At 55.1% G+C, this 24,313-nt stretch carries 22 protein-coding genes; 9 read left to right on the top strand and 13 right to left on the bottom strand.

Annotated features, from left to right (window positions below; genetic code table 11):
• Positions 1-91 precede the first annotated feature (91 nt).
• Positions 92-2,389: a beta-glucosidase BglX gene (bglX, locus tag RHN82_RS17890; protein WP_047053398.1), complete on the bottom strand. Its 2,298-nt coding sequence runs from the start codon at positions 2,387-2,389 to the stop codon at positions 92-94.
• Between the two features lie 189 nt (positions 2,390-2,578).
• Here bglX and dld point away from each other — a divergent pair, with 189 nt between their 5' ends.
• Both dld and RHN82_RS17880 read left to right on the top strand, forming a co-directional pair.
• Positions 2,579-4,336 (top strand): D-lactate dehydrogenase, encoded by a 1,758-nt coding sequence (gene dld, locus RHN82_RS17885; RefSeq protein WP_047053396.1) that lies wholly within the window; start codon positions 2,579-2,581, stop codon positions 4,334-4,336.
• A gap of 102 nt (positions 4,337-4,438) precedes the next feature.
• Positions 4,439-4,993, top strand: a complete 555-nt coding sequence (locus tag RHN82_RS17880) for a GNAT family N-acetyltransferase (RefSeq protein WP_047053393.1) — start codon at positions 4,439-4,441, stop codon at positions 4,991-4,993.
• A gap of 96 nt (positions 4,994-5,089) precedes the next feature.
• On the opposite strand, the gene pbpG is transcribed toward RHN82_RS17880, so the two are convergent.
• Both pbpG and RHN82_RS17870 read right to left on the bottom strand, forming a co-directional pair.
• On the bottom strand, positions 5,090-6,013 hold the full coding sequence (gene pbpG, locus RHN82_RS17875) for a D-alanyl-D-alanine endopeptidase (protein ID WP_047053391.1): 924 nt from the start codon (positions 6,011-6,013) through the stop codon (positions 5,090-5,092).
• Positions 6,014-6,180: 167 nt separating this feature from the next.
• Positions 6,181-6,768 carry a Yip1 family protein gene (locus RHN82_RS17870; RefSeq protein WP_003859296.1) on the bottom strand — a complete coding sequence of 196 codons (588 nt, stop codon included), beginning with the start codon at positions 6,766-6,768 and terminating at the stop codon, positions 6,181-6,183.
• Between the two features lie 157 nt (positions 6,769-6,925).
• Here RHN82_RS17870 and RHN82_RS17865 point away from each other — a divergent pair, with 157 nt between their 5' ends.
• Positions 6,926-7,498 carry a DedA family protein gene (locus RHN82_RS17865; RefSeq protein WP_047053390.1) on the top strand — a complete coding sequence of 191 codons (573 nt, stop codon included), beginning with the start codon at positions 6,926-6,928 and terminating at the stop codon, positions 7,496-7,498.
• Between the two features lie 44 nt (positions 7,499-7,542).
• On the opposite strand, the gene RHN82_RS17860 is transcribed toward RHN82_RS17865, so the two are convergent.
• The 3 genes from RHN82_RS17860 to dusC all read right to left on the bottom strand — a co-directional run bounded on the left by RHN82_RS17860 (position 7,543) and on the right by dusC (position 11,045).
• Positions 7,543-8,307 carry an SDR family oxidoreductase gene (locus RHN82_RS17860; RefSeq protein ID WP_047053388.1) on the bottom strand — a complete coding sequence of 255 codons (765 nt, stop codon included), beginning with the start codon at positions 8,305-8,307 and terminating at the stop codon, positions 7,543-7,545.
• Positions 8,308-8,357: 50 nt separating this feature from the next.
• Complete coding sequence (mdtQ, locus tag RHN82_RS17855; RefSeq protein WP_047053387.1) at positions 8,358-9,776, bottom strand: multidrug resistance outer membrane protein MdtQ; 1,419 nt, start codon at positions 9,774-9,776, stop codon at positions 8,358-8,360.
• 333 nt (positions 9,777-10,109) lie between these two features.
• On the bottom strand, positions 10,110-11,045 hold the full coding sequence (gene dusC, locus RHN82_RS17850) for a tRNA dihydrouridine(16) synthase DusC (RefSeq protein ID WP_003859306.1): 936 nt from the start codon (positions 11,043-11,045) through the stop codon (positions 10,110-10,112).
• A gap of 168 nt (positions 11,046-11,213) precedes the next feature.
• Between dusC and RHN82_RS17845 the strand changes: the two genes are divergently transcribed.
• The 6 genes from RHN82_RS17845 (at position 11,214) to RHN82_RS17820 (ending at position 16,070) form a co-directional block, all read left to right on the top strand.
• Positions 11,214-11,609, top strand: coding sequence for a CidA/LrgA family protein (locus RHN82_RS17845; RefSeq protein ID WP_023295055.1), 396 nt, complete (start codon positions 11,214-11,216; stop codon positions 11,607-11,609).
• Positions 11,606-12,301, top strand: coding sequence for a CidB/LrgB family autolysis modulator (locus RHN82_RS17840; protein WP_015572322.1), 696 nt, complete (start codon positions 11,606-11,608; stop codon positions 12,299-12,301). The genes RHN82_RS17845 and RHN82_RS17840 overlap by 4 nt, the downstream gene beginning before the upstream one ends.
• Before the next feature lie 128 nt (positions 12,302-12,429).
• A complete protein-coding gene (gene cdd / locus RHN82_RS17835; protein ID WP_047053384.1) occupies positions 12,430-13,314 on the top strand; it encodes a cytidine deaminase in 885 nt (294 codons plus the stop codon).
• A gap of 127 nt (positions 13,315-13,441) precedes the next feature.
• Positions 13,442-14,152 carry an outer membrane permeability protein SanA gene (gene sanA, locus RHN82_RS17830; protein ID WP_003859314.1) on the top strand — a complete coding sequence of 237 codons (711 nt, stop codon included), beginning with the start codon at positions 13,442-13,444 and terminating at the stop codon, positions 14,150-14,152.
• A gap of 134 nt (positions 14,153-14,286) precedes the next feature.
• A complete protein-coding gene (locus tag RHN82_RS17825) occupies positions 14,287-15,636 on the top strand; it encodes a type II toxin-antitoxin system HipA family toxin (protein ID WP_047053382.1) in 1,350 nt (449 codons plus the stop codon).
• Complete coding sequence (locus RHN82_RS17820) at positions 15,633-16,070, top strand: helix-turn-helix transcriptional regulator (protein ID WP_047053381.1); 438 nt, start codon at positions 15,633-15,635, stop codon at positions 16,068-16,070. Before RHN82_RS17825 ends, RHN82_RS17820 begins: the two co-directional genes overlap by 4 nt.
• Before the next feature lie 38 nt (positions 16,071-16,108).
• Here RHN82_RS17820 and mglC read toward each other — a convergent pair whose 3' ends face one another.
• The 7 genes from mglC to RHN82_RS17785 form a co-directional block, all read right to left on the bottom strand.
• The gene (gene mglC / locus RHN82_RS17815; RefSeq protein WP_003859318.1) at positions 16,109-17,119 is read right to left on the bottom strand and encodes a galactose/methyl galactoside ABC transporter permease MglC; all 1,011 of its coding nucleotides are present in this window, start codon (positions 17,117-17,119) and stop codon (positions 16,109-16,111) included.
• Between the two features lie 15 nt (positions 17,120-17,134).
• Positions 17,135-18,655 (bottom strand): galactose/methyl galactoside ABC transporter ATP-binding protein MglA, encoded by a 1,521-nt coding sequence (gene mglA, locus RHN82_RS17810; protein WP_003859320.1) that lies wholly within the window; start codon positions 18,653-18,655, stop codon positions 17,135-17,137.
• A 79-nt stretch (positions 18,656-18,734) separates the two neighbouring features.
• The gene (gene mglB, locus RHN82_RS17805; protein WP_017383382.1) at positions 18,735-19,733 is read right to left on the bottom strand and encodes a galactose/glucose ABC transporter substrate-binding protein MglB; all 999 of its coding nucleotides are present in this window, start codon (positions 19,731-19,733) and stop codon (positions 18,735-18,737) included.
• 295 nt (positions 19,734-20,028) lie between these two features.
• Complete coding sequence (gene galS / locus RHN82_RS17800) at positions 20,029-21,051, bottom strand: HTH-type transcriptional regulator GalS (protein ID WP_047053378.1); 1,023 nt, start codon at positions 21,049-21,051, stop codon at positions 20,029-20,031.
• 155 nt (positions 21,052-21,206) lie between these two features.
• Complete coding sequence (yeiB, locus tag RHN82_RS17795) at positions 21,207-22,364, bottom strand: DUF418 domain-containing protein YeiB (protein WP_047053376.1); 1,158 nt, start codon at positions 22,362-22,364, stop codon at positions 21,207-21,209.
• Between the two features lie 18 nt (positions 22,365-22,382).
• Entirely contained in the window at positions 22,383-23,051 is a 669-nt protein-coding gene (folE, locus tag RHN82_RS17790) for a GTP cyclohydrolase I FolE (RefSeq protein WP_047053374.1), read from the bottom strand.
• Positions 23,052-23,153: 102 nt separating this feature from the next.
• Positions 23,154-24,302 carry a YbfB/YjiJ family MFS transporter gene (locus tag RHN82_RS17785; RefSeq protein ID WP_047053372.1) on the bottom strand — a complete coding sequence of 383 codons (1,149 nt, stop codon included), beginning with the start codon at positions 24,300-24,302 and terminating at the stop codon, positions 23,154-23,156.
• Positions 24,303-24,313: the final 11 nt, after the last annotated feature.

The following is a 24,313-nucleotide window of genomic DNA, read 5'->3' as shown; positions in this document are numbered from 1 at the left end:
AAAAGCGTAGCTTAAAACAGCGAATTTAACCGTTTTTCGTACAAGATGAGAGGCATCCCCCGCCAGGCGGGGGATGGGGAGGAAGGTAAGATTATTGCAGTTCGAATTCGGCTTTATTCACGCGGGCGGAATCCACGCCGATGAAGACGTTGAATTTGCCAGGCTCGGCGTCGTATTTCATCTGCTGATTCCAGAACTTCAGCGCATTCACGTCAATCGGGAAGCTGACCGTTCTGGTTTCGCCCGGTTTCAGGTTAACCTTCTCGAAGCCGCGCAGCTGTTTCACCGGACGGCTCATGGAGGCCGTGACATCCTGCACGTACATCTGGATCACCGTCGCGCCTTCGCGTTTGCCGCTGTTGGTCACCTCCACGCTGGCGGTCACTTTACCGTCACGCTTCAGGGTCGGGGGCGACATTTTCACGTCAGACACCTTGAAGGTGGTGTAGCTCAGGCCATAGCCAAACGGATAGAGCGGGCCGTTAGCTTCGTCGAAGTAACGGGACGTGTACTTGTTCGGCTTGTCGGCGTTGTACGGGCGACCGGTGTTCAGGTGGCTGTAATAGACCGGGATCTGCCCGACGGAGCGCGGGAAGGACATCGGCAGCTTGCCGGACGGGTTGTAATCGCCAAACAGCACGTCGGCAATGGCGTTGCCGCCTTCGGTACCGGCGAACCAGGTTTCCAGAATGGCGTCAGCCTGCTGATCTTCTTTCACCAGCGCCAGCGGACGCCCGTTCATCAGCACCAGCACCAGCGGCTTGCCGGTGGCTTTCAGGGCCGCGATCAGATCACGCTGGCTTTGCGGGATGGTGATGTCGGTCCGGCTGGAGGCTTCGTGCGCCATCCCCTGCGCTTCACCCACCACGGCGACCACCACGTCGGACTGCTTCGCGGCGTTAACCGCTTCGTCAATCATCTCTTTCGGCGTGCGCGGATCCACCTTCACCGCTTCCTCGTACTGGTTGAGGAAGGTCACGATGTCTTTATCGTCGGTGACGTTCGCGCCTTTGGCGTAAACCACTTTTGCGTTATCACCCACGGCGCTCTTGATACCGGTCAGCACGGTCACGGACTGGTCGGCCACGCCCGCGGCAGACCAGCTGCCCATGACGTCACGCTTGCTGTCGGCCAGCGGGCCGACCACGGCAATGGTGCCGGATTTTTTCAGCGGCAGCGTCTCGAGACGGTTTTTCAGCAGCACCAGGCTTTCGCGCGCCACTTCCCGGGCTTCTTTACGGTGCAGACGGCTTTCGGCGTTGGTGTCCGCCGGGTCTGATTCTTTTGGCCCCAGATGGCTGTACGGATCGTTAAACAGCCCCATGTCATATTTCACGTTCAGCACGTGGCGAGCGGCGTCGTCCAGCTCTGCCATCGTCACCTTGCCGCTCTTCACCAGCCCCGGCAGGTATTTGCTGTAGTACTCATCGCTCATGCTCATGTTGATGCCGGACTTGAGCGCCACGCGTACCGCGTCTTCCGGGTCAGACGCCGTGCCGTGTTTGATCAGCTCTTTAATCGCGCCGTGGTCAGAAACGGTGATGCCCTTGAAGCCCCACTGGTCGCGCAACACGTCTTTCAGCAGCCACGAATCGGAGGTGGCAGGCGTGCCGTTGAGAGAGTTCAGCGCTACCATCACCGCCCCGCTACCCGCGTCCAGCCCCGCTTTGTACGGCGGCATATAGTCGTTGAACAGGCGCTGTGGGCTCATGTCGACGGTGTTGTACTCTTTACCGCCCTCCACCGCGCCGTAGGCGGCGAAGTGCTTGACGCTGGTCATCACCGAGTAGCGGTCCGCCGGGCTTTTGCCCTGCATCGCTTCCACCATGGTTTTGCCCATCGTGGCGGTTAAATACGTGTCTTCCCCAAAGCCCTCCGAAGCGCGGCCCCAGCGCGGATCGCGGGAGACGTCAACCATCGGCGCCCAGGTCATGTTCAGGCCGTCGTCTGCGGCTTCATATGCCGATACGCGCCCGACGGTTTTCACCGCATCAAGATTAAAAGAGGAGGCTAAGCCGAGGCTAATCGGGAAGACGGTACGCTGGCCGTGCACCACATCGTAAGCGAAAAACAGCGGAATTTTCAGGCGGCTCAGTTCCATCACCTGATCCTGCATCTTGCGGATATCCTGGCGGGTGACGGTGTTAAAGATGGCCCCTACCTGCCCGTCTTTGATCATCTCGCGAATGGCTTCTTTCGGGTTATCCGGGCCGACGCTGATCAGGCGCAGCTGGCCGATTTTCTCATCGACCGTCATCTTTTTGAGTAAATCCGTGACAAAGGCGTCGCGGGCTTCAGGCGTGAGCGGGTGATTACCAAACAAATCCTCTGCCAGCGCAGGTTGCAGCGCCAGGCTGACGGCGACACCTACAGAACATAGCCATTTCATGTTGTTATTCTCTCTCATCAATAACCGCGGGAAGCACCCGGCCAGACCGTGCGAAAAGCGCAGTGTGCCACAAAGCCTGAAAACCTTGCAGGGTTATTCTCTGATTTTTCTCATGAATACCCGACCGCTCAACGGCTAATCGCGCTATGCTTTACAGCGAGAAATTTGCCCCACCACAAGGAGTGGAAGATGACTTCTGTTCGAACTGACGATAACACTACATTTATTAACGAACTGTCGCGCCTGGTTGGTCACTCTCACCTGCTTACCGACCCGGCCAAAACCGCCCGCTATCGTAAGGGCTTTCGCTCCGGCCAGGGCGACGCGCTGGCGGTAGTCTTCCCCGGTACGTTGCTCGAACTGTGGCGCGTGCTCAGCGCCTGCGTTGCGGCAGACAAGATTATTTTAATGCAGGCTGCGAATACCGGCCTGACCGAAGGTTCCACGCCGAACGGCAACGATTACGATCGTGACATCGTGATTATCAGCACCCTGCGCCTCGACAAACTGCACCTGCTGGACAAGGGCGAACAGGTGCTCGCCTTCCCCGGCACCACGCTTTACTCGCTGGAAAAAGCGCTTAAGCCGCTGGGACGCGAACCGCACTCGGTGATCGGCTCATCGTGCATTGGCGCCTCGGTGATCGGCGGGATCTGCAATAACTCCGGCGGCTCGCTGGTGCAGCGCGGCCCGGCTTACACGGAAATGTCGCTGTTCGCCCGTATCGATGAAAACGGCAAGCTGACGCTGGTTAACCATCTGGGGATCGATCTGGGCGTAACGCCAGAGCAGATCCTCAGCAAACTTGACGATGACCGCGTGAAGGACGAAGACGTTCAGCACGATGGCCGTCACGCGCATGACCACGATTACATCACCCGCGTGCGCGATATCAATGCCGATACGCCGGCGCGCTATAACGCCGATCCGGATCGCCTGTTTGAATCCTCCGGCTGCGCGGGCAAGCTGGCCGTTTTTGCGGTGCGCCTCGATACCTTCCCGGCAGAGAAAAAGCAGCAGGTGTTTTACATCGGCACCAATCAGCCGGAGGTGCTGACGGAGATCCGTCGTCATATTCTGGCCGAGTTCACTCACCTGCCGGTGGCGGGCGAGTATATGCACCGGGACATTTACGACATCGCCGAGCGCTACGGCAAAGATACCTTCCTGATGATCGACAAGCTCGGCACCGACAAAATGCCGTTCTTCTTCACCATGAAGGGCAGCACCGACGCGATGCTGGAGAAAGTATCGCTGTTCAAACCGCACTTCACCGACCGCTTTATGCAGAAGCTGGGCAACGTCTTCCCGGCCCATTTACCGGAGCGGATGAAGACCTGGCGCGACAAGTATGAGCACCACCTGTTGCTGAAAATGGCCGGGGACGGCATTGCCGAAGCGCAGAGCTGGCTCACCGAATTCTTCAAAACCGCCGACGGGGATTTCTTTGCCTGTACGCCGGAAGAAGGCAGCAAAGCGTTCCTGCACCGCTTCGCCGCGGCGGGTGCTGCCATCCGTTATCAGGCGGTGCATTCCGAAGAGGTGGAGGATATTCTGGCGCTGGATATTGCCCTGCGTCGCAACGATACCGAGTGGTTTGAACATCTGCCGCCGGAGATCGACAGCAAGCTGGTGCATAAGCTCTATTACGGCCACTTTATGTGCTATGTCTTCCACCAGGATTACATCGTCAAAAAAGGGGTTGATGCGCATGCGCTGAAAGAACAGATGCTGGCGCTGCTGCACGAGCGTGGCGCGCAATATCCTGCCGAGCACAACGTGGGACACCTGTATAAAGCGCCGGAGACGCTTAAACAGTTTTATCGCGAAAATGACCCTACAAACAGTATGAACCCCGGCATTGGTAAGACAACGCGGAAGAAATACTGGAAAGAGAGTGCCGAAACAGAGGAGCACAATACGCAAGCCTCTGATGAACTCATATAGCCAAATTTAAGAGATTGTTAAGCTCTCCTCAAACGTACTAGAGTATCTGCCTGTTGCCAGAGAAACGTTTCTCTGGCTTTCCAAACAAGGAGCGGGCAGAACATGTCGGCTGTAGAAACTTTCCCCGAAACTGAAATCGAGGTGCGCGACGCCCTTCCTGACGATGCGCATGCCATCTCGGCGATATACGCCTGGCATGTGCTTCATGGCCGTGCGTCCTTCGAGGAAGTTCCCCCCACCGTCGATGAGATGCGTCAGCGGATGAAGAGCGTGACCGACAGCGGTTTACCGTGGCTGGTTGCGCTGTATCGCGGCATTGTTGTCGGCTACTGCTACGCCACGTTTTATCGTCCACGCCAGGCCTACCGGTACACCCTTGAGGAATCCATCTATGTGGATGCCAGCACCACCGGACGCGGGTTTGGCTCGGCCTTACTCCAGGCACTGATCGCCCGTTGTGAACAAGGACCGTGGCGGCAGATGATTGCCGTGGTCGGCGACGGGCAAAATAACCCCGGGTCGTTACGGCTGCATAAAAAGCACGGTTTCGAGATGGTGGGTCAGCTCAGAAGTGTGGGATATAAGAAAGGCGACTGGCGGGACACGGTAATTATGCAGCGTCCGCTCAACGACGGGGACTGGACGCTGCCTGAGTAAACGCAGTGCGGTCTGGTGCCCTCACCCCGGCCCTCTCCCACCGGGAGAGGGAGAAAACATAAAAAACGGTAACATGCGTTACCGTTTTGCTTTTTCCTAATCGTTCTGCGCCGTCGCCATCTGTTCCGCTTTCTGCTTTTTATACGCCAGCGCTGAAGCCGGCACCGGCTGCACTTTCCCGGTTTCAATCCAGGTACGCAGGCGGCTGGCATCCGCAAAGTGGGTATATTTGCCGAAGGCATCCATCACCACCAGCGCTACTGGCTTACCGTTAAACACGGTGCGCATCACCAGGCAGTGCCCTGCCGCATTGGTGAATCCGGTCTTGGTTAACTGAATATTCCAGTTATCGCGATACACCAGATGGTTAGTGTTGCGGTACGGCAGCGTATACGCCGGGTTCGAGAATGTCGCCATCTCCTCACGCGTGGTGCTGAGCTGACCAATCAGCGGGTATTGCTTACTGGCGATCAGCAGCTTGGTTAAATCACGCGCCGTCGAGACGTTATGGATCGACAGACCGGTTGGCTCCACGAAATGGGTATTCTTCATCCCCAGCGCTTTGGCTTTGGCATTCATCGCGCGGATAAACGCGTCGTAACCGCCAGGATAATGGTGGGCAAGGCTTGCCGCCGCGCGGTTCTCAGAGGACATCAGCGCCAGCAGCAGCATATTTTTACGGCTGATTTCACTGTTCAGACGCACGCGAGAGTAGATCCCTTTCATCTCTGGCGTGTGGCTGATATCCACCTTCAGCTTTTCATCCAGCGGCAGTCGTGCATCAAGCACCACCATCGCGGTCATGACTTTGGTTATGGAAGCGATCGGGCGCACCAGATCCGGGTGACTGGCGTAGATCACCTTGTTGGTATTCAGGTCTACGATCATCGCGCTGCCGGACGCAATCTGGGGTTGCGCAGCAGCGGTGGCGACTGCGGTCGTTTTGGCGATGGCTGGCGCGGTAGCGGAGACGCCCAACAGCAGCGCTAGACTAAGGAGTGACACTCGAAATTTCAGCATGATGAGACTTCTGATAATGATTCACGCACGTTATGACGTACACCGCCTGTGTCGACGGATAAACACAGGCTGGCTTCGGCATCATAGCGGTCACCGTGCGTTGTCGCCAGCGGAGAATCATAACCAGATGCTGCATTGCTGGCATTTACGCCAGCAATGCAGGGAGCTTAGAAGAGACGGTATCCATAACCCCAAAGAATAACTGTCAGGGCCAGTAGCGCCTCAAGGACCAGCACGCCGATGGCAAGCGTTGAGCTGGAGAAGCTCAGGCCCTCTTCTTTATTGATATTGAGGAAGGTTGGCACCCCTACATACAGCAGATAACCGGTGTAAAAGAGGGCAACCGTACCGATCAGCGCGCACAGCCAGACCAGTGGATAGAGCGCGACAATACCGCTTAAAAACAGCGGGGTCGCGACGTATCCGGCGAAGACCATACAGTGTGCCAGCGACGGGCGCTGCGGATAGTTGCGCGCCATCCAGTGGATGACCCGCCCCATCACCGCCACCCCGGCCAGCATCAGGCCATAAAACAGAATGGCCAGGTACAGCCCGGTAAACCAGGAAAGCTGAACCACGGTGCCGTCACCAAAGTTCCAGCCTATTTGCGTAGTACCAATAAACGCGCAGACCACCGGCACCGCTGCCATCAGCAGGACGTGGTGGGTATAGTGATGCGCGACCGTTTCGTTCTCGTTTCGGATCACCTGCATTTCACGATCGGGATGGGAGAAAAGTCCCCAGACATGGTTCATAACGCCCCCTTGTTGTCGGCCCGTCAGCGATAGCTTAAGTATAATGCAGGCTTTAGATTATTTTATGTACAGTGGGAAATTTCCGTTGATTGCCGCGCGGTTAATGGATGGGGTATATGATTAACGCAGGCACAGTAAGGGAGACGACGTTTACGTAATGGATATCAACGGTCTTATTGAACAATATGGATACGCCGCGCTGGTGATCGGCAGCGTGGCGGAAGGCGAAACCATCACGCTGCTGGGCGGGGTGGCCGCGCATCAGGGATTGCTGAAATTCTCGCTGGTGGTCGCCGCCGTCGCGTTGGGCGGTATGATTGGCGATCAGCTGCTCTACTTCCTGGGGCTGCGCTTTGGCCCGACCCTTTTGCAACGTTTTGCCAGGCATCAAAAGAAAATTCGCCGTGCTCAGCGGCTTATCCAGCGACGTCCCTGGCTGTTTGTGATTGGCACCCGCTTTATGTACGGCTTTCGCATCATAGGGCCAATACTGATTGGCGCGAGCCGCTTACCGCCGAAAATCTTCCTGCCGCTGAACATTCTCGGGGCAATTGCCTGGGCGCTGATTTTCACCACGCTTGGCTACGTGGGTGGCGAAGTGATAGGCCCGTGGCTGCATAACCTCGATCAGCATCTTAAACACTGGGCCTGGTTGATCCTGGTTGTTGCGGCGGTGATTGGGGTCCGGCTGTGGCTCAAGCATCGTGAAAAGCGGCGGGATGAAGAGTGAGTGCGGCCTGCTGCCCTCACCCTACCCCACAGGGAGAAGGGTATCTACCCTTCCGGCTTAAATTGCGGATTCGCCAGCATAAAACCGCCGTCGACGATAAACGACTGCCCGGTGGTGTAGCTGGCGTCGCTGTCACACAGCCACGCCACCAGGCTGGCAATTTCTTTGGTATGCCCTGGCCGTGCCAGCGGGATTTCCGGCATTGAGCCTTCTTTCACTTCGCTGTCGTCCATATCATTCATCGGCGTGGCGATCGCTCCGGGCGCAACGGCGTTCACCAGAATCTTATGTTTAACCAGCTCCAGCGCCATCGACTTTGTTAACCCGCCCAGCGCATGTTTGGCCGCCGTATAAGCGCTGGTGTCCGGCAATGGCGTATGTTCATGCACCGAGGTGATGTTCACGATCCGCCCCCCTTCCCCCTGCTTCACCATCTGACGCGCCGCGATTTGCGAGCAGAGAAACGCGCCGTCCACGTCAACGGTGAATATGTGCCGCCAGTCGTCAAACGACAGGTCCAGAAATGGCGCTTTGTTCATCGCCCCGGCATTGTTAACCAGCACATCCAGCCGCCCGAAACGCGTAATCAGGGCTTCAATGGCCTTTGCACCTTCCGGTAAATTGCTTAAGTTGAGTTGAATGGCCTCGGCACGCTGCCCGCGCGCTTCAATTTCACGGCAGGTTGCCAGCGCCCCTTCCTCATCTGAGTGCCAGGTCACCCCGATATCAAACCCGCGCTCGGCCAGCATCAGGGCCGTCGTTTTGCCAATTCCTGAATCCGATGCGGTAACAATTGCGACTCGCGTCATACTCACCTCCTGAAAATCTGCAAAGAGGTAAGTATAGATAATGCGCAATGTTAGCCGTGATGATATCCACCACCGAGCGCGGAGGTGAGCTGGAGCGTGGCATCCACGTACTGACCTTTCAGCATCAACCCGGCAATACGCTCTTTGAGCGCCGGAATTTTTGCTTCACTCACCCGGGAGCCGGCAATGATCCCCGCGCTGAAGCGCGCCTGTGCCAGCGCAACGACGCGCGCCGCATCTTTTTCGACCTGCTGCTGGTGCTGATTTTTGGCGGTCAGCGTTTCCACTTCGCTGGCCGTCCGGGCGACCTGGTTTACGGCATCCACCACGGCCTTGTTGTAGTTCGCCACGGAGAGGTTGTTTTGCGCCTGGGCGATATCCAGGTTCGCATTCAACCGACCGCTGTCAAAAATTGGCAGCGTCAGCCCGGCGGTTACGCCCATTTGCTGCGCAGATGAGCGGAACAGGTCGCTCAGGTGCAATGCATCCTGCTGCAAGAACGCCATCAAGTTGATGTCAGGGTAGAACGCGGCTCTGGCGGCATCGACTTCGCTCATGGAGGCTTCGATATACCAGTGCGCCTCCTGCAAATCCGGGCGACGAGCCAGCAGTTCATAATCGAGCGTTGACGGCAGCGATGCCTCTGCGTCAGGTAAGGCATGCCGGGCGAGCGTGACTGAAGGGGTATTGGTCAACGCATTCAGACGCGCCTCAATGGCCTTCATTTTGCCGTGTACGTCAGCGAGCTGTTCATCGGTTTTGCTGGCATTGATATCCGTTTCAACCCCTTCCACCGAGGAGGTAATGCCGTGCTGATAAAGCTCACGATCGGCACCGATGATATTTTCCTGCTCCCGTTTGATCTGCGCGAGCACGTCACCCACTGCGGCCTCGGTCTGCCAGTCCCAGTACAGCCGCGCGACGCTGCTGGCGAGCAGCTGGCGGGTCTGCTCCAGCTCCGCTTTTTGCGCATTCACCTTACCGATGCGGGCCTCAATTTGGGCGCGGTTTTTACCCCATAAATCCAGATCCCAACCCGCCGTCAGACCAAAGGTGCCGTTGGTATACCAGGGGCCGGTGGTCCCCGCCGCCGGGTCGGTCAGGGCAAATGGCCCCATCAGCCCCTCTGCCGACATTTTTTGCCGTTCAACATCTGCGGAAAAATCCAGCTGTGGACCTTCAGCGGCGACAGCGGCTTTCGCCTGTGCTTCCGCCAGGGTGATACGCTGACGGGCAATTTGCATATCCGGCGCATCTGCCAGCGCTTTGTCGATCAGCGCGTTGAGCTGGGGGTCGTTAAAATCTTTCCACCATTCGCTTTTTGGCCAGTCGGCATGACGCAGTTGGGTATTTACAGCTGCGGCGGCGGCTTGCGTTTTTACTGGAGACACCGTGGCATGTTCCGGCGCGCAGGCGGCCAGCATAAAAACAAGAGGAGCACTCAGAGATAAAGTAAGAGAACGTTTCATTACGCCATGAACTCGAAAAAAAATAAAGGCGCAACTTACGCTTACTGACGTTCCGTTTTTTAGTAACGCGTGGCAATCCGCATATTGTTATACATTTTCATATCCGGAAATTTATTCCCCAAGGCAATGATTTAAATTCATGTATTCATGCTAATTATAAATTGACTGCTACACTTACTTCGACAGACATACGCAGGAGAGGCGAATGAAAATATTATTGTGGGTTATTTTGATTATATTTCTGATAGGGCTGCTGGTGGTAACCGGCGTATTCAAAATGATTTTCTGATTCTGTTGCCCGGCTCCGCGCCGGGCAACCGCTTCACACTTCGCTCAGGACTTCGACTGGATCACCCGGGCTATATCCGCAGACGTCTGTAACGTACGGATCTCCTGAAATAATCCCAGCGCGTCGTCGTACTCTTTACGCAAATAACTCAGCCACTGTTTAATGCGCGCGACGTGATACAAGCCGGTATCGCCCTGCTTTTCCAGCCGCGTGTATTTTTGCAGTAGTTTCACCACATCCGCCCACGGCATCCGCGGCTCATTATATTTCACCACCCGGCTGAGGTTCGGCACGTTCAGCGCACCGCGGCCAATCATCACGGCATTACAGCCGGTCTCTTTGAGGCAGGCCTGCGCGCTCTCGTAATCCCAGATTTCGCCGTTGGCAATCACCGGGATCGTAAGCCGTTTGCGGATCTCGCCAATCGCCTGCCAGTTAATGCGCTCGGCTTTATAACCATCCTCTTTGGTTCGCCCGTGCACCACCAGCTCGGTGGCGCCCGCCTGCTGCACCGCGTCAGCAATTTCAAACTGCTTATCGCCGCTGTCCCATCCCAGACGGACTTTGACCGTCACCGGCAGATGCGATGGCACCGCCTCACGCATGGCCTTTGCGCCGCGATAAATCAGCTCCGGATCTTTAAGTAGCGTTGCCCCCCCGCCGCTGCCGTTGACCAGCTTTGACGGACAGCCGCAGTTAAGATCGACGCCGTACGAGCCAAGCGCTACCGCGCGGGCGGCGTTTTCAGCCAGCCACTCAGGATACTGGCCGAGCAGCTGGACGCGCACCAGCGTACCGGACGGCGTGCGGCTCTGACGATGCAGTTCCGGGCAGAGACGATAAAATGATTTTTCTGGCAGCAACATATCGACCACGCGCAGAAACTCCGTCACGCAGAGATCGTAATCGTTTACCTCGGTAAGCAGCTCGCGCACGAGAGAGTCGAGCACGCCTTCCATCGGGGCCAGTAAAACACGCATTCTGAGTACCTGTGAAAAAAGACGCGCTATAGTAGCTGCTCTCTATGTATGTTGAAAGCCCGGCGTTCCATTGCGGAATGTCTGGTATGCCCAAAATTCATGATGTGATCCGTGGCACATTTTCAGGTTTAATTGTATGATGAATACGTCTCAGCAAGGACTTTCACCATGAGCAAATCACTGAATACTATCTGGCAATACCTTCGCGCCTTCGTCCTGATTTATGCCTGCCTGTACGCCGGTATTTTTATCGCTTCGCTGCTGCCGATTACGATACCCGGCAGCATTATCGGCATGCTGATCCTGTTTGTGCTGCTGGCATTACAGGTGCTGCCCGCGAAATGGGTCAACCCAGGGTGCTTCGTTCTCATTCGCTATATGGCCCTGCTTTTTGTGCCTATCGGCGTTGGGGTTATGCAGTATTACGATGTGCTTAAAGCGCAGTTCGGCCCGATTGTGGTCTCCTGCGCCATCAGTACGCTGGTGGTTTTCATGGTCGTCAGCTGGAGTTCACATATTGTGCATGGCGAACGTAAAGTGGTCGGGGAGAAAACAAAAAAATGATGGCGAATATCTGGTGGTCCCTGCCGTTAACCCTGGTGGTGTTCTTTGCTGCGCGTAAGCTTGCGGTGCGTTTCAAAATGCCGTTGCTGAACCCGCTGCTGGTCGCCATGGTGGTGATTATTCCTTTTCTGCTGCTCACCGGCATTCCTTATGAACGTTACTTCGCCGGGAGCAAGATCCTCAATGATTTGTTGCAGCCTGCCGTGGTGGCGCTGGCGTTTCCTTTATATGAGCAACTGCATCAGATCCGCGCGCGCTGGAAATCCATTATTACCATCTGCTTTGTGGGTAGCCTTGTTGCGATGATCACCGGCACCTCGGTGGCCTTATTGATGGGCGCGTCGCCGCAGATCGCCGCCTCTATCCTGCCTAAATCCGTCACCACGCCGATTGCCATGGCCGTGGGCGGCAGCATCGGGGGCATTCCGGCCATCAGCGCCGTGTGCGTGATTTTCGTCGGTATCCTGGGCGCGGTGTTTGGTCATACGCTGCTGAATATCATGAAAATTCGGACCAAAGCGGCACGCGGTCTGGCGATGGGTACCGCCTCGCACGCGCTGGGCACCGCACGCTGCGCGGAACTTGATTATCAGGAAGGAGCATTCAGCTCGCTGGCGCTGGTGATCTGCGGGATTATCACTTCCCTGGTCGCGCCGTTTATCTTCCCGATTATTCTGGCAGTCATGGGCTAAAATTTGCGATGCGTCGCGCAAATTTCATTTTCATTTCATAAGTTGCACACATAATGAGATTTGGATCACATATAAAGGCCGTACGGCTCCGTACACTACCGATCCATTAACCTTGATGAGGCAACGTCATGCATCCACGTTTTCAAGCTGCTTTCTCTCAGCTTGCAGAGAATTTGCAATCAGCCCTGGCTCCGGTTCTGGCGGATGCGCATTTCCCCGCCCTGCTGATGGCAGATCAGGTCACGACCCTTAAACAGGCAACGGGGCTGGACGAAGACGCGCTGGCTTTCGCCCTGCTGCCCCTGGCGGCTGCCTGCGCCCGCGCTGACCTTTCCCATTTTAACGTAGGCGCAATTGCGCGCGGCGTGAGCGGGACCTGGTACTTCGGCGGAAACATGGAGTTTCTCGGTGCGACCATGCAACAAACCGTTCACGCGGAGCAGAGCGCCATCAGTCACGCCTGGCTGCGCGGCGAAAAAGCCCTGCGCGCCATCACCGTCAACTATACCCCTTGCGGCCACTGCCGCCAGTTTATGAATGAGCTGAACAGCGGTCTTGAACTGCGTATCAACCTGCCGGGACGCGCACCGCATACGCTGGGAGATTACCTGCCGGATGCTTTCGGCCCGAAAGATCTTGAGATCAAAACCCTGCTGATGGACGAGCAGGACCACGGTTATGCGCTATCAGGGGATGAGCTGAGCGAAGCGGCCATTGCCGCCGCCAATAAAAGCCACACGCCATACAGCAAATCACCAAGCGGCGTCGCCCTTCAGTGCCGCGACGGCCGCATCTTCACCGGCAGCTATGCAGAGAACGCCGCGTTTAACCCGACGCTGCCTCCGCTCCAGGGCGCCCTGAACCTGCTCAGCCTGAACGGGTATGACTACCCGGATATTCAGCGCGCAATTCTGGCTGAAAAGTCCGATGCGCCGCTGATCCAGTGGGACGCGACCGCAGCCACGCTGAAAGCGCTGGGCTGTTCAACCATCGACCGCGTGCTGCTGGCATAATCTGTTCGGCGGGCAGCGTTGCCCGTCAGTCTGACGAAAAACCCCTCAGTTGAATCGCTGTTTCTTGCGCTAACCAGGCGGGTACAGTAGCCTGAGGGAAATTTCATCATCGGTACGAGCCATCTGCATGTTAAAGCGCGTGTTTTACAGCCTGTCTGTCCTGGTCGGCATACTGCTGTTGATCGTGCTGGGTCTCGACCGCTGGATGAGCTGGAAAACAGCCCCCTACATTTTTGATGACCTACAGGATCTCCCCTACCGTCAGGTTGGCGTGGTGCTTGGCACCGCCAAGTATTACCGCACCGGCGTCATAAATCAGTATTACCGGTATCGTATTCAGGGCGCGCTGAACGCCTATAACAGCGGCAAGGTGAACTATCTGCTGCTGAGCGGCGATAACGCTCTGCAAAGCTATAACGAGCCGGTGACGATGCGCAAAGATCTGATTGCCGCAGGCGTCGACCCGGCCGATATCGTGCTCGACTACGCCGGATTCCGCACGCTTGATTCCATCGTGCGTACCCGCAAGGTGTTCGACACCAATGATTTCATCATCATTACCCAGCGGTTCCACTGCGAGCGGGCGCTGTTTATCGCCCTGCATATGGGCATTCAGGCGCAGTGTTATGCGGTGCCGTCGCCAAAGGACATGCTGAGCGTGCGCGTGCGCGAGTTTGGCGCCCGTTTCGGCGCGCTGGCTGACCTGTACCTGTTCAAACGTGAACCGCGCTTTTTAGGCCCGCTGGTGCCGATCCCAACGATGCATGAAGTGCCGGAGGATGCGCAGGGTTATCCGGCGGTAACGCCAGAGCAGTTGCTGGAAATTCAGAAGAAGTAATTCAGATCTACAATGCGTGATATAAAACGCATTACTCTCTTTTTAGACACCTAATGAGTGATATAAGTAGCAATACTTGTTTTTATCACTGACTATGAGTAATATTTTACACATTGTCGCGTTATGGAGGTGAGATGGAGACGTTAACCGTACAGGCATATCTGAACGAAACATGGACGGATATCGCTCTCATCAAATATCCAGGAAGTGAAAAAAATGACTGGAATACCACGCAGTTAGACTATCTCACTGAGTATGCGATTAATTTTCTCGACTATGATGATTTTCACGCAGTCTCAGTCAATCACCCTGTATCACTCTTTTTTGATGACCATGGCCAACCGGGCTGGCTGCGATTTATCGACGATATTATTCCCGCCGGAGCAAGCCGCCGTTACTGGATTAATGCGCTCGACATCAGTGAATTACCCGTTGGCCAGCAAAATTTCTTATTGCTGAAATTTGGCACAATGTCCCCTGTGGGGAATTTGCGCATAAAAGAATCCGTCCCAGAATGGAATAAATTCGCCAGCACTAAAACGTTTACGGTTGCGGACGTCATCGATCGTGCGGCCGATTTTCTGGATTATGCCCAGGAAAGAGGCGCGGCGGCGGGTGGTGCAACCGGTGCTGGCGGTGAAGCGCCTAAACTTTTGCTGCGCTGTAGTGAAACTGATGCCATCTGGATCGATACCTGGCAAAACGAGCCGGATAACCGGGACCGCTATTATTTGGTTAAATATCCACGCGGTAACAGGACAGAAGTTGATTGTAATATTCTGCGAGCTGAATTCCATTATTATCATGAGCTTAACGCGATGGGTTTTTCCACGATCCCAGTGGAAACAATGCGCCTTGAAGAAGGTAGCCATTACCCGTCTCTGTGGTTACCGCGTTTCGACATAGTGAGAAATGAGCAGGACCAACTGGTCAGGCTGGGTATGGAATCGGTGTATTCGCTATTACAAAAGGCACCCGGCACCCTCCTTGATCATGAGACAACGTTGCGCGCGTTAATTAATAAAATCACCTCCAGCCATATGGTCCAGCAGCAGGGCTATCATTTTGATATTCCGGGATTTGTAACAGAATGGGTGCGTCGCGATCTGCTAAATATTATTTTTGGAAATAGTGACAACCATGGGCGAAATACCGCCTTTGTGAAGGCTGAAAATCAAATTATGCTCTCCCCTGTATATGACTTTGCGCCGATGAAAGCCGATCCTGAAGGGATACCAAGAACCCTGAAGTGGTCATTAACTTGCGAATCAGGGGGGGATTATAATTTCAACACTATCGCACAAACGCTGGCGGAGTGGATCCCTCCCGCAACATTACTTGATGCTCTGCATGAAACAGCCGTTCAGCTTATTGATCTCCCGGAAAGGCTGGCGGCGCGAGGCGTTCCGGAACAGATAATGGAAATGCCCGCGATGGGTTTTCACTATATTCCGGATAAACTATCCCGTTGGGGTTTATTATGAAAACATCTAATGAAGCTGAATCAGAGCTTTTACAGACATTAGCTCAAGTACGCAGCGTAAATAAAAAGCGACATCATGACGAGGCGGAAGATCCGGACAAGCCATCGGTAGTGAAGAGGCAACGCGTTTCACAAGGCTTAACGCGGATTAGTACTCTCGATCGCCAGGCTGTACTGCATGCAGCCATACGGGACATTTTGCTGGGGAAAATTACACAGGGAGAGGCGCTGAAAAGGCTCAGGGTCGAGGTGTTAGGGCTGAAGCAGGATGAATATGCAAAGCTGGTCAGCGTATCCCGGAAAACATTGTCGGATGTAGAAAATAACAGAGGCAATTATTCCGCTGACATTATAAATAAAATCTTTAAACCCTTTGGGCTTCAAACCGGACTAGTGCCCGTTTCAAAATCGCTTATCGCTTCACTTTTCTCATAAAAAAACCCGCATCGCTGCGGGTTCTTTCATTCCAGCGCTTATTTCTTACGCGCGTACTTCAGTGAATCCAGCGCAACCGCGAAGATGATGATGGCACCCTTGATGATGTACTGCCAGTACGGGTTCACGCCGATGTAGGTCAGGCCGTAGTTGATAACGGTGAAGATGATCACACCGGTCACCACGCCCAGCACGGTACCCACGCCGCCGCTGAAGGAGACGCCGCCAACCACGCAGGCCGCAATCGCATCCAGTTCATACATAAAGCCGAGGTTGTTGGTTGCAGAGCCGATACGGCCTGCTTCCAGCATCCCGCCGAAGGCGTAGAACACACCGGACAGGGCATAAATCATCAGCAGGTTCAGAGCCACGTTGACCCCGGAGACTTTCGCCGCTTCCGGGTTACCGCCGATAGCAAAGATGTTTTTACCGAAGCGGGTTTTGTTCCACAGGATCCAGACGAACGCCACCGCAATCAGCGCATAGAAGGTGATGTAGGAGAGACGGAAGCTGCCCAACGCAACAAACCCCTGCGTGAAGGTCGAGAAGCCGCTGTCGAAGCCAGAGATTGGAGACGCGCCGACGAAATCGTAGTACAGGGAGTTGATACCATAAACGATGATCATCGTGCCCAGCGTGGTGATGAATGGCGTCACGTTCAGGTAAGCAATGATGATGCCGTTAATCAGGCCAATTACCGCGCCGATGGCACACACGATCAGGATCACCACGAAAATCGGCATGGTCGCCATCTCCGGGAACACCTTGTTGGCGTTTTCCATCGACTGCAACAGGGTCGCCGCAATGACCGCCGCCAGACCCACCTGGCGCCCTGCCGAAAGGTCAGTCCCCTGGGTAACGATAAGTCCCGCCACGCCAAGCGCGATAATAATACGGACGGAAGACTGGGTCAGAATGTTACTCAAGTTCAGCAGACTTAAGAACGTAGGGTCCTGGAAAATAATAATCGCCAGCAAGACTAAAAGAACAACGTAAATACCGCCTTCTTTCAGATAAGTGAGAAAACTTTTTTTATTTAACGCACTCATGAGGAGCCCCTGATCTTAAAGGTGCAAAGACGCAAGACGCAAAATTTCGTTTTGCGTTGTCGTTTTGGTTTCAACAATACCGGCAACGAGACCATTGCTCATAACCAGAATACGGTCTGTGATCCCTAACAATTCCGGCATTTCGGAAGAAATAATAATGATCCCTTTATCTTTTTTCGCCAGCTCGGCGATCAGCTGGTAGATCTCAAATTTTGCACCCACGTCGATACCGCGCGTAGGTTCATCCAGCATCAGAATTTCAGGCTGGGTTAATAGCCAGCGTCCAATAATGACTTTCTGCTGGTTCCCTCCCGAGAGTGAGCCAATTTGCGTGCGATGGCCCGGCGTTTTCACGCGCATGGAGTCAATCACCCACTGGGTATCGCTCTTCATGCGGGAATTATCCAGCAGCCCGACTTTGTTTTTGTAATTGCGAATATTAGAAATTAACGAGTTAAAGTTAATATCCAGATAAGCGTAAATACCGGTGGAACGACGCTCTTCCGTCACCAGCGCAAAGCCATTATTAATGGCTTCGTTGGCGTTGTGGTTGTTGATCTTCTTACCGTGCAGCGTAATGGTGCCTTCGGCTTTCTCACGGATACCAAACAGGGTTTCTACGATATCGGTGCGCTTAGCGCCCACCAGCCCTGCGATGCCAAGGATCTCCCCCTTGTGCAGATCGAAAGAGACATCGCGGATAGACGGCTGACGCAACGAGGTCAGGTTACGCACCTCCAGAATCACTTCGCCTGGCTTGTTTTCTTTATCCGGGAAGCGCTGGTTCAGAGAACGGCCAACCATCATGGCGATGATCTTGTCCATATCCAGCCCTTCCAGCGGCTGGGTGGCAATCCACTGGCCGTCGCGCAGGATGGTGATTTCATCACAAAGCTGGAAGATCTCTTCCATTTTATGTGAGATATAGACAATACCGCAGCCGCGATCTTTCAGCTTACGAATAATGGTAAAAAGGTGGTTAACCTCTTTTTCCGTTAATGACGATGTCGGTTCATCCATGATCACGATTTTCGCATCATAGGAGAACGCTTTGGCAATTTCGATCATCTGCATCTGGGAAACGGATAATGTCCCGACGCGGGCGCGCGGGTCGATATCAATATCCAGCTCATCAAAAATGGCTTTGGTGTCGCGATACATTTTATCCTGATCGACAAAGACACCTTTGGTTGGATAACGGCCCAACCACATATTATCCATAACTGAACGTTGCAGAACCAGGTTTAATTCCTGGTGTACCATTGAGATACCGTTCTCCAGCGCTTCTTTCGCTGAATGGAAGTCGATCTCTTTTCCCTGAAAAAGAATGCTGCCAGAATCTTTTTGATAGATCCCAAAAAGGCATTTTAATAATGTTGATTTACCCGCCCCGTTTTCACCCATTAACGCATGAATAGAGTGAGGACGAACTTTTAAATTAACATTATCGAGCGCCTTAACACCGGGGAATGACTTGTTGACACCGGTCATTTCCAACAAATATTCACCGGACGACTGAGTAGTTGTGCTGACCATAATTATACCTTGTTGGCCTCGCATATCGCGTTATAAAAGGGCGCAACGAATTGCGCCCAGTGAAGACAATGCAGATAACTTATTTACCGATAAACTCAGCCAGGTTGGACTGGTCTACGCCCACGTAAGGAACGCGAACGATTTTGTTGTCAATTTTCCAGTTAGTCCCGTCAGCGGCGCCTTTACCGTCGGCCAGGTTTTTCGCCAGATCGAAGGTGGCTTTCGCCTGGTTGTTGGCATCGTTCAGCACGGTACCGGCCATTGCGCCAGATTTCACCAGCGCCAGCGCTTCTGGCAGGGCATCCACACCGAATACAGGAATAGCGGATTTGTTGTGGGCTTTCAGCGCTTCTACCGCACCCATTGCCATTGCATCGTTGTTGGCGATGACCACTTCAATTTTGTTGGCGTTCGGGCCGGACAGCCACGCATCCATCTTATCTTTCGCCTGAGCGGTGTCCCACATTGCGGTGTCTAACGCCAGCTGCTGGGTTTTCAGGCCCTTGTCGTTCAGCTCTTTAATAACGTAGGTGGTACGTGCTTCAGCATCCGGATGGCCCGGCTCGCCTTTCAGCAGAACGAACTGAATCTGACCATCTTTGTTCAGATCCCAGTTTGGGTTCGCCGCCCAGTGTTTCGCAATCAGATCGCCCTGGATAATCCCGGACTCTTTGGAGTCGGTACCCACGTAATACGCTTTGTCGTAGCTGTCCAGCGCTTTACGGGAAGGTTCTTTGTTGAAGAAGACAATTGGCACGTTCTGCCCGCGCGCTTTCTCGATTACCGTGCCTGCCGCAGCCGGGTCAACCAGGTTAATAGCCAGCGCTTTCACGCCTTTTGCCAGAAGAACGTCAATCTGATCGTTCTGTTTGGACTGGTCATTCTGGGAGTCATTCATCAGCAGCTGCACGTCAGGCGCTGATTTAGCATCTTTTTCAATTGCTTTACGCACAACGGACATGAAGTTGTCGTCGTATTTATAGATAGTCACGCCAATACGGGTATCCGCTGCGTGTGCTGCTGCGCCAAAAAGCATGCTTGCCATGACAGCAGACAGAGTCAACACCTTCTTATTCATGGTATCTCCGGTTTTTTTTATGCAGGGTAGTTCTTGTGAAAAACGGTCGGCGGGCAGATGTTAATAAAACGTTACTGATCGCCGAAGTTCACTTATAAAATGTCCAGCTTCCGTGTTCGGTAACGCTCCAGAAATGCGTTTTATTCGTTGTTTGAGGCATTCTGGTAACGGTAAAAGTGAATAATCACCGTTACATTGTGTTTCAGCCCCTAAAACGCTGACATCATAGACAGCGGCTTGTTAAGATACTGTGAATTTACTCACAGATTGAAAACGGTTACATCACGTGATGTTATCAGTTAGTGATCGGAGCCACAGTTTGTCGGATAGCGACCGAATGGCGGCGTACTAAAGTCGGCATAAAACAATGCGTTGCGTCAGGATCCAACAGCCCTGCCGCCCCCTGTAACGCCAGCTCTGTCGCCAGTTTCGCCATCGACGCAATGGGGTAACGCACCGTTGTCAGCTGCGGATCGGTGTAACGGGCAATCGGGATATCATCAAAACCGATCAGCGATAAATGCCGCGGCACCGCAATGCCATTATCTTTCAGCGCGGTAAGCGCACCTGCCGCCATGCTGTCGTTATAGGCAAACACGGCCGTCAGCTGAAGATTACGCCCCAGCAGTTCCACCATTGCCGCTTCACCGCCCTGCATGTCCGGCGAACCGGTACCTACCCAGCTTTCCAGCGGCGCAATGCCCTGCTCTTTCAGGGCGTTTTGCCAGCCCTCGCGGCGCATCATGTCGTCTTCAATACCGTGGCTGGAGGCCAGATAACCAATGCGCTGATGGCCGTTGCTGATGAGCATCCGCGTCGCCATCATCGCGCCGCTGATGTTATCCAGACCGACGCAGCGGTGCGCGTAGCCGGGGACGATACGGTTGATCAGCACCATGCCGGGGATCTGCTCCATAAACCCGGCCAGCTCTTCATCGCTCAGGGCTTTAGAGTGCACAATCAGGGCGTTACAGCGCTGGCGAATCAGTACCTCAATGGCATAACGCTCTTTTTCAGCCTCGTGATAGCTGTTGCCAATCAGCACATATTTCTGGTGCTGCTGGGCAACGACGTCCACCGCTTTGACCAGCGCGCCGAAGAAGGCGTCCGACACGTCCATCACCACTACGCCAATGGTATCGCTGACCTGCGTCGCCAGCGCCTGGGCATTAGCGTTTGGCCGGTACCCCAGCTGGGTCACGGCTTTCATTACGGTTTCACGCGTTTCAGGGCTGACCAGCGCACTGTTGTTCAGCACGCGGGAGACAGTAGCAACAGAAACACCCGCCTGGCGGGCGACGTCACGAATGGTGATCATATTCACCACCCTTTAAAGGATTGCAGCAACTCACAGACACCCCCTGTGTTTAGCAAGGTGGCTATTCTGGCAGCGAGAGAGAGGAGACTACGTGAAGAAGCTCACACAGATGAAAACGCTTACATCCGTTTTGTTAATGATTGTGATCCAGATCGTTATCTGGATGTATTACGCAATGACACGCCCGAAGCACGGGCGGTTAACCGTCGCCATGCCCATTCCAGCGGGCCCTGGCGGAAAAAACGCAGCCAGACAACCGAAAACACCACGTTAACAATCCAGACCGGAATAACAAACGCCAGCAGCGTCAGGCGGTCGAATTTCATAAACAGGCCGAATCGGTAGAAAAGCGTGGTGCATATCAGCGTTTGCAGAATGTAATTGCTTAACGCCATCCGCCCAACGCAGGCCACCGCACTGACGATCCACAGGCGAGAAAGCTGGGGCCAGAAGCCATAGATCAACGCCGCATAGCCAATGGTCTGGAACGGCGCGCTCAGTTCGCGCGGCACCTGCAACAGGAACGCACACCAGCGGTAATCCCATTGAAGATGCCACTGCATCATCACCGCCGGGAGGTTGATGATCACGCCGAGCAGCACCAGCCCTGCTCCCGTGCGACGATAGTGTCGCAGGCTAAATTCCCCTTTCAGCCAGCCGGTGCGCATCAGGGCTGCGCCCATCAGCATCATCCCCGCCAGCTGCCAGCCATATTGCGCGCCCAGCGCCAGCAGATTATCGCCGAGCATATCGGCCCGGTTGCCTATCGCTTCCATGCCGCCTTTCAGCTTCCAGAACTGCTCATATTGCAGGTTGGCCGCATCCGGGACCCATGAACGACGGGTGGAATCATCGGCAATCATGCCAAGCAGCAATAACACGGCCAGTCCCATGACATAGAGCATCACGCCGGTGTTAAACAGGCTTTTCACACCGGGCGCGTCGCGGATCAGCCGCCAGCAAATCAGGCCCACCAGACCATACGCGAGCAGAATATCGCCGTCCCAGAACAGCAGCCCGTGAATAAAACCGAGGATAACCAGCAGCGTTAAACGCGACTGGATCCAGCGCGTACCGCGTTTGAGGAGAAGCTGAAGTCCCGCGCCAAACAGAAGCGCAAAGAGGGTCAGGAATTTAACCTGTGCAAAGAGATCGAGGATTGCCCACGTCCAGGCGTCGCTGCGCGTGATGTCGCCATACCACGCAGGATTCAGATAGGCGGCCTTCGGCAGACCGAAGGCGCTGATATTCAGCAGCAGGATACCGAGAATGGCGACGCCGCGTACAAAATCGAGCGTGACGTTTCGCTCCATGGTCCCTGCCCTGTCTGATTAGTTGTGGTGACGCACGGCGCGCAGGAACTCCTGGCGGGTGTTCTGGCTCGATTTGAACAGGCCGCCCAGCGAAGTGGTGGTGGTCGCGCTGGTTGCATCACGCACGCCGCGCGCTTTCACGCAGTAGTGCACCGCGTCGATAGACACCGCCACGTTGTTAGTACCCAACAGAGTTTGCAGTGCGGTCAGGATCTGCTGCGTCAGACGCTCCTGCACCTGCGGACGCTGGGCAAAGAACTGCACGATGCGGTTGATCTTGGACAGGCCAATGACCGTATCTTTTGGAATATAGGCCACCGTCGCTTTACCATCGATGGTCACAAAGTGATGCTCGCAGGTGCTGGTCAGCGTGATATCGCGTACCGTCACCATCTCATCGACCTTCATCTTATTTTCAATGACGGTGATTTTCGGGAAGTTCGCGTAATCCAGGCCGGAGAAAATTTCGTCGACGTACATCTTCGCGATGCGGTGCGGCGTCTCCATCAGGCTGTCGTCGCTCAGATCGAGATTCAGCAGTTGCATGATCTCCGTCATATGGCCGGCGATCAGACGCTTGCGGGTATCATTGTCCAGTTCCTGCACGGGCGGGCGCAGTGGCGTTTCAAGACCGCGCGCAACCAGCGCTTCATGGACAAGGGCTGCTTCTTTACTGAGTGATGACATTCTTTTCTCCTGCAGGTGTGGCGTCTTTTGCCCTCGTTGTGGCAAAAGTGTGCGCTCATTGTGCGTGAGGCGACGCACATAATCCAGTATTCACGACGATAATTATTGCAATTGCTGTTGCCTTTCAGCCTGACGGTTCCAGACTAACGCTCCGCCAACGAACAGCGCGATCCCCGCCAGCCCCAGCGCAGGTTCCAGCCGGTGCGTGAGCCAGGTCGACAGTGCCGACGTGACCGGACCCACCAGCTGACCAATGGCATACCCGGTGGTGAGCAGTCCCGCCATATAACGCGTGTGGTCTGGTGCCAGCTCGCGACCGTACAAAAGAGAGAGCTGTACGGCGCAGAGGAACCCGCCGCCCACCAGCAGCCCCCCCGTCAGCAAGCCGCCTATGCCCGGCAGCAGCCAGGCCGCCAGCACGCCAATCCCCTGTAACCACAGAACTATCGCCAGCCTGCGGTTAGCGCTTGATGTATGCCGCAGGGCAATGCTGAGCGCAATCCCCACCACCGAGGCAGCACCGAATATCGGCCAGACGAACTGGGCAAACAGGCTGCCGGGAAAACGTACCGCCGCCATTTGCGATAAAAAGGTCGCCGGGAGGATATAGCCGAATCCTGCCAGGCTGTAGCTCCAGACCAGACGCCTGAGATCCGCAGTCAGCAGCAACGGCTCAGGCGCGGTACCAGGGCGATGAAGCTGACCCGCGCGCGGCAGGTAGCGCGCCACCAGCACAATCAGCACCAGCGCCAGTACGCCGTAGATTTGCCATGCCGCCCCGGCGGACAAGGTTTTCGCCTGAATATAGACCGCCAGCAGGCCGCTCAGGGCGATGCCCGCCCCGGGTCCGGCAAAGACGGCCGCACTGAGCCCCGGTTTGCCCAGCTGCCCCAGCCGCTCGTTGGTCCAGGCGGCAATCAGCACCATCGACCAGCCGCTCATGCAGCCAATCACAAAGCGCAGCAGGCCGTGAACCACGGCATTCTCTGCCGCCGCGGAGAGCAGCGTCAGCGCCACCGCGCCAGTGATGCCAAGCCAGAGACGTGTTTCAACGAAGCGATGGGCGCGCATGGCATCCCATGCCCCTACCAGATAGCCCAGATAGTTCATTGCCGCCACCAGCCCCGCGCTGGTGAGCGTGAGTTGCCCGGCGGCTATCATCAGCGGCACCTGAGGCGTGAAGGCGAAGCGCCCTATCCCCATCGCCACGACCAGAACCACAAATCCGCTGAGCGCGATACGCAGCGCCATGATCGCTCCAA

Source organism: Enterobacter cloacae complex sp. EB5, from assembly GCF_031432835.1.
GTDB lineage: Bacteria > Pseudomonadota > Gammaproteobacteria > Enterobacterales > Enterobacteriaceae > Enterobacter > Enterobacter hormaechei_C.
The sequence above is the reverse complement of the archived record's forward strand: the minus strand, read 5'-3'. Positions and strand labels throughout refer to the sequence as shown.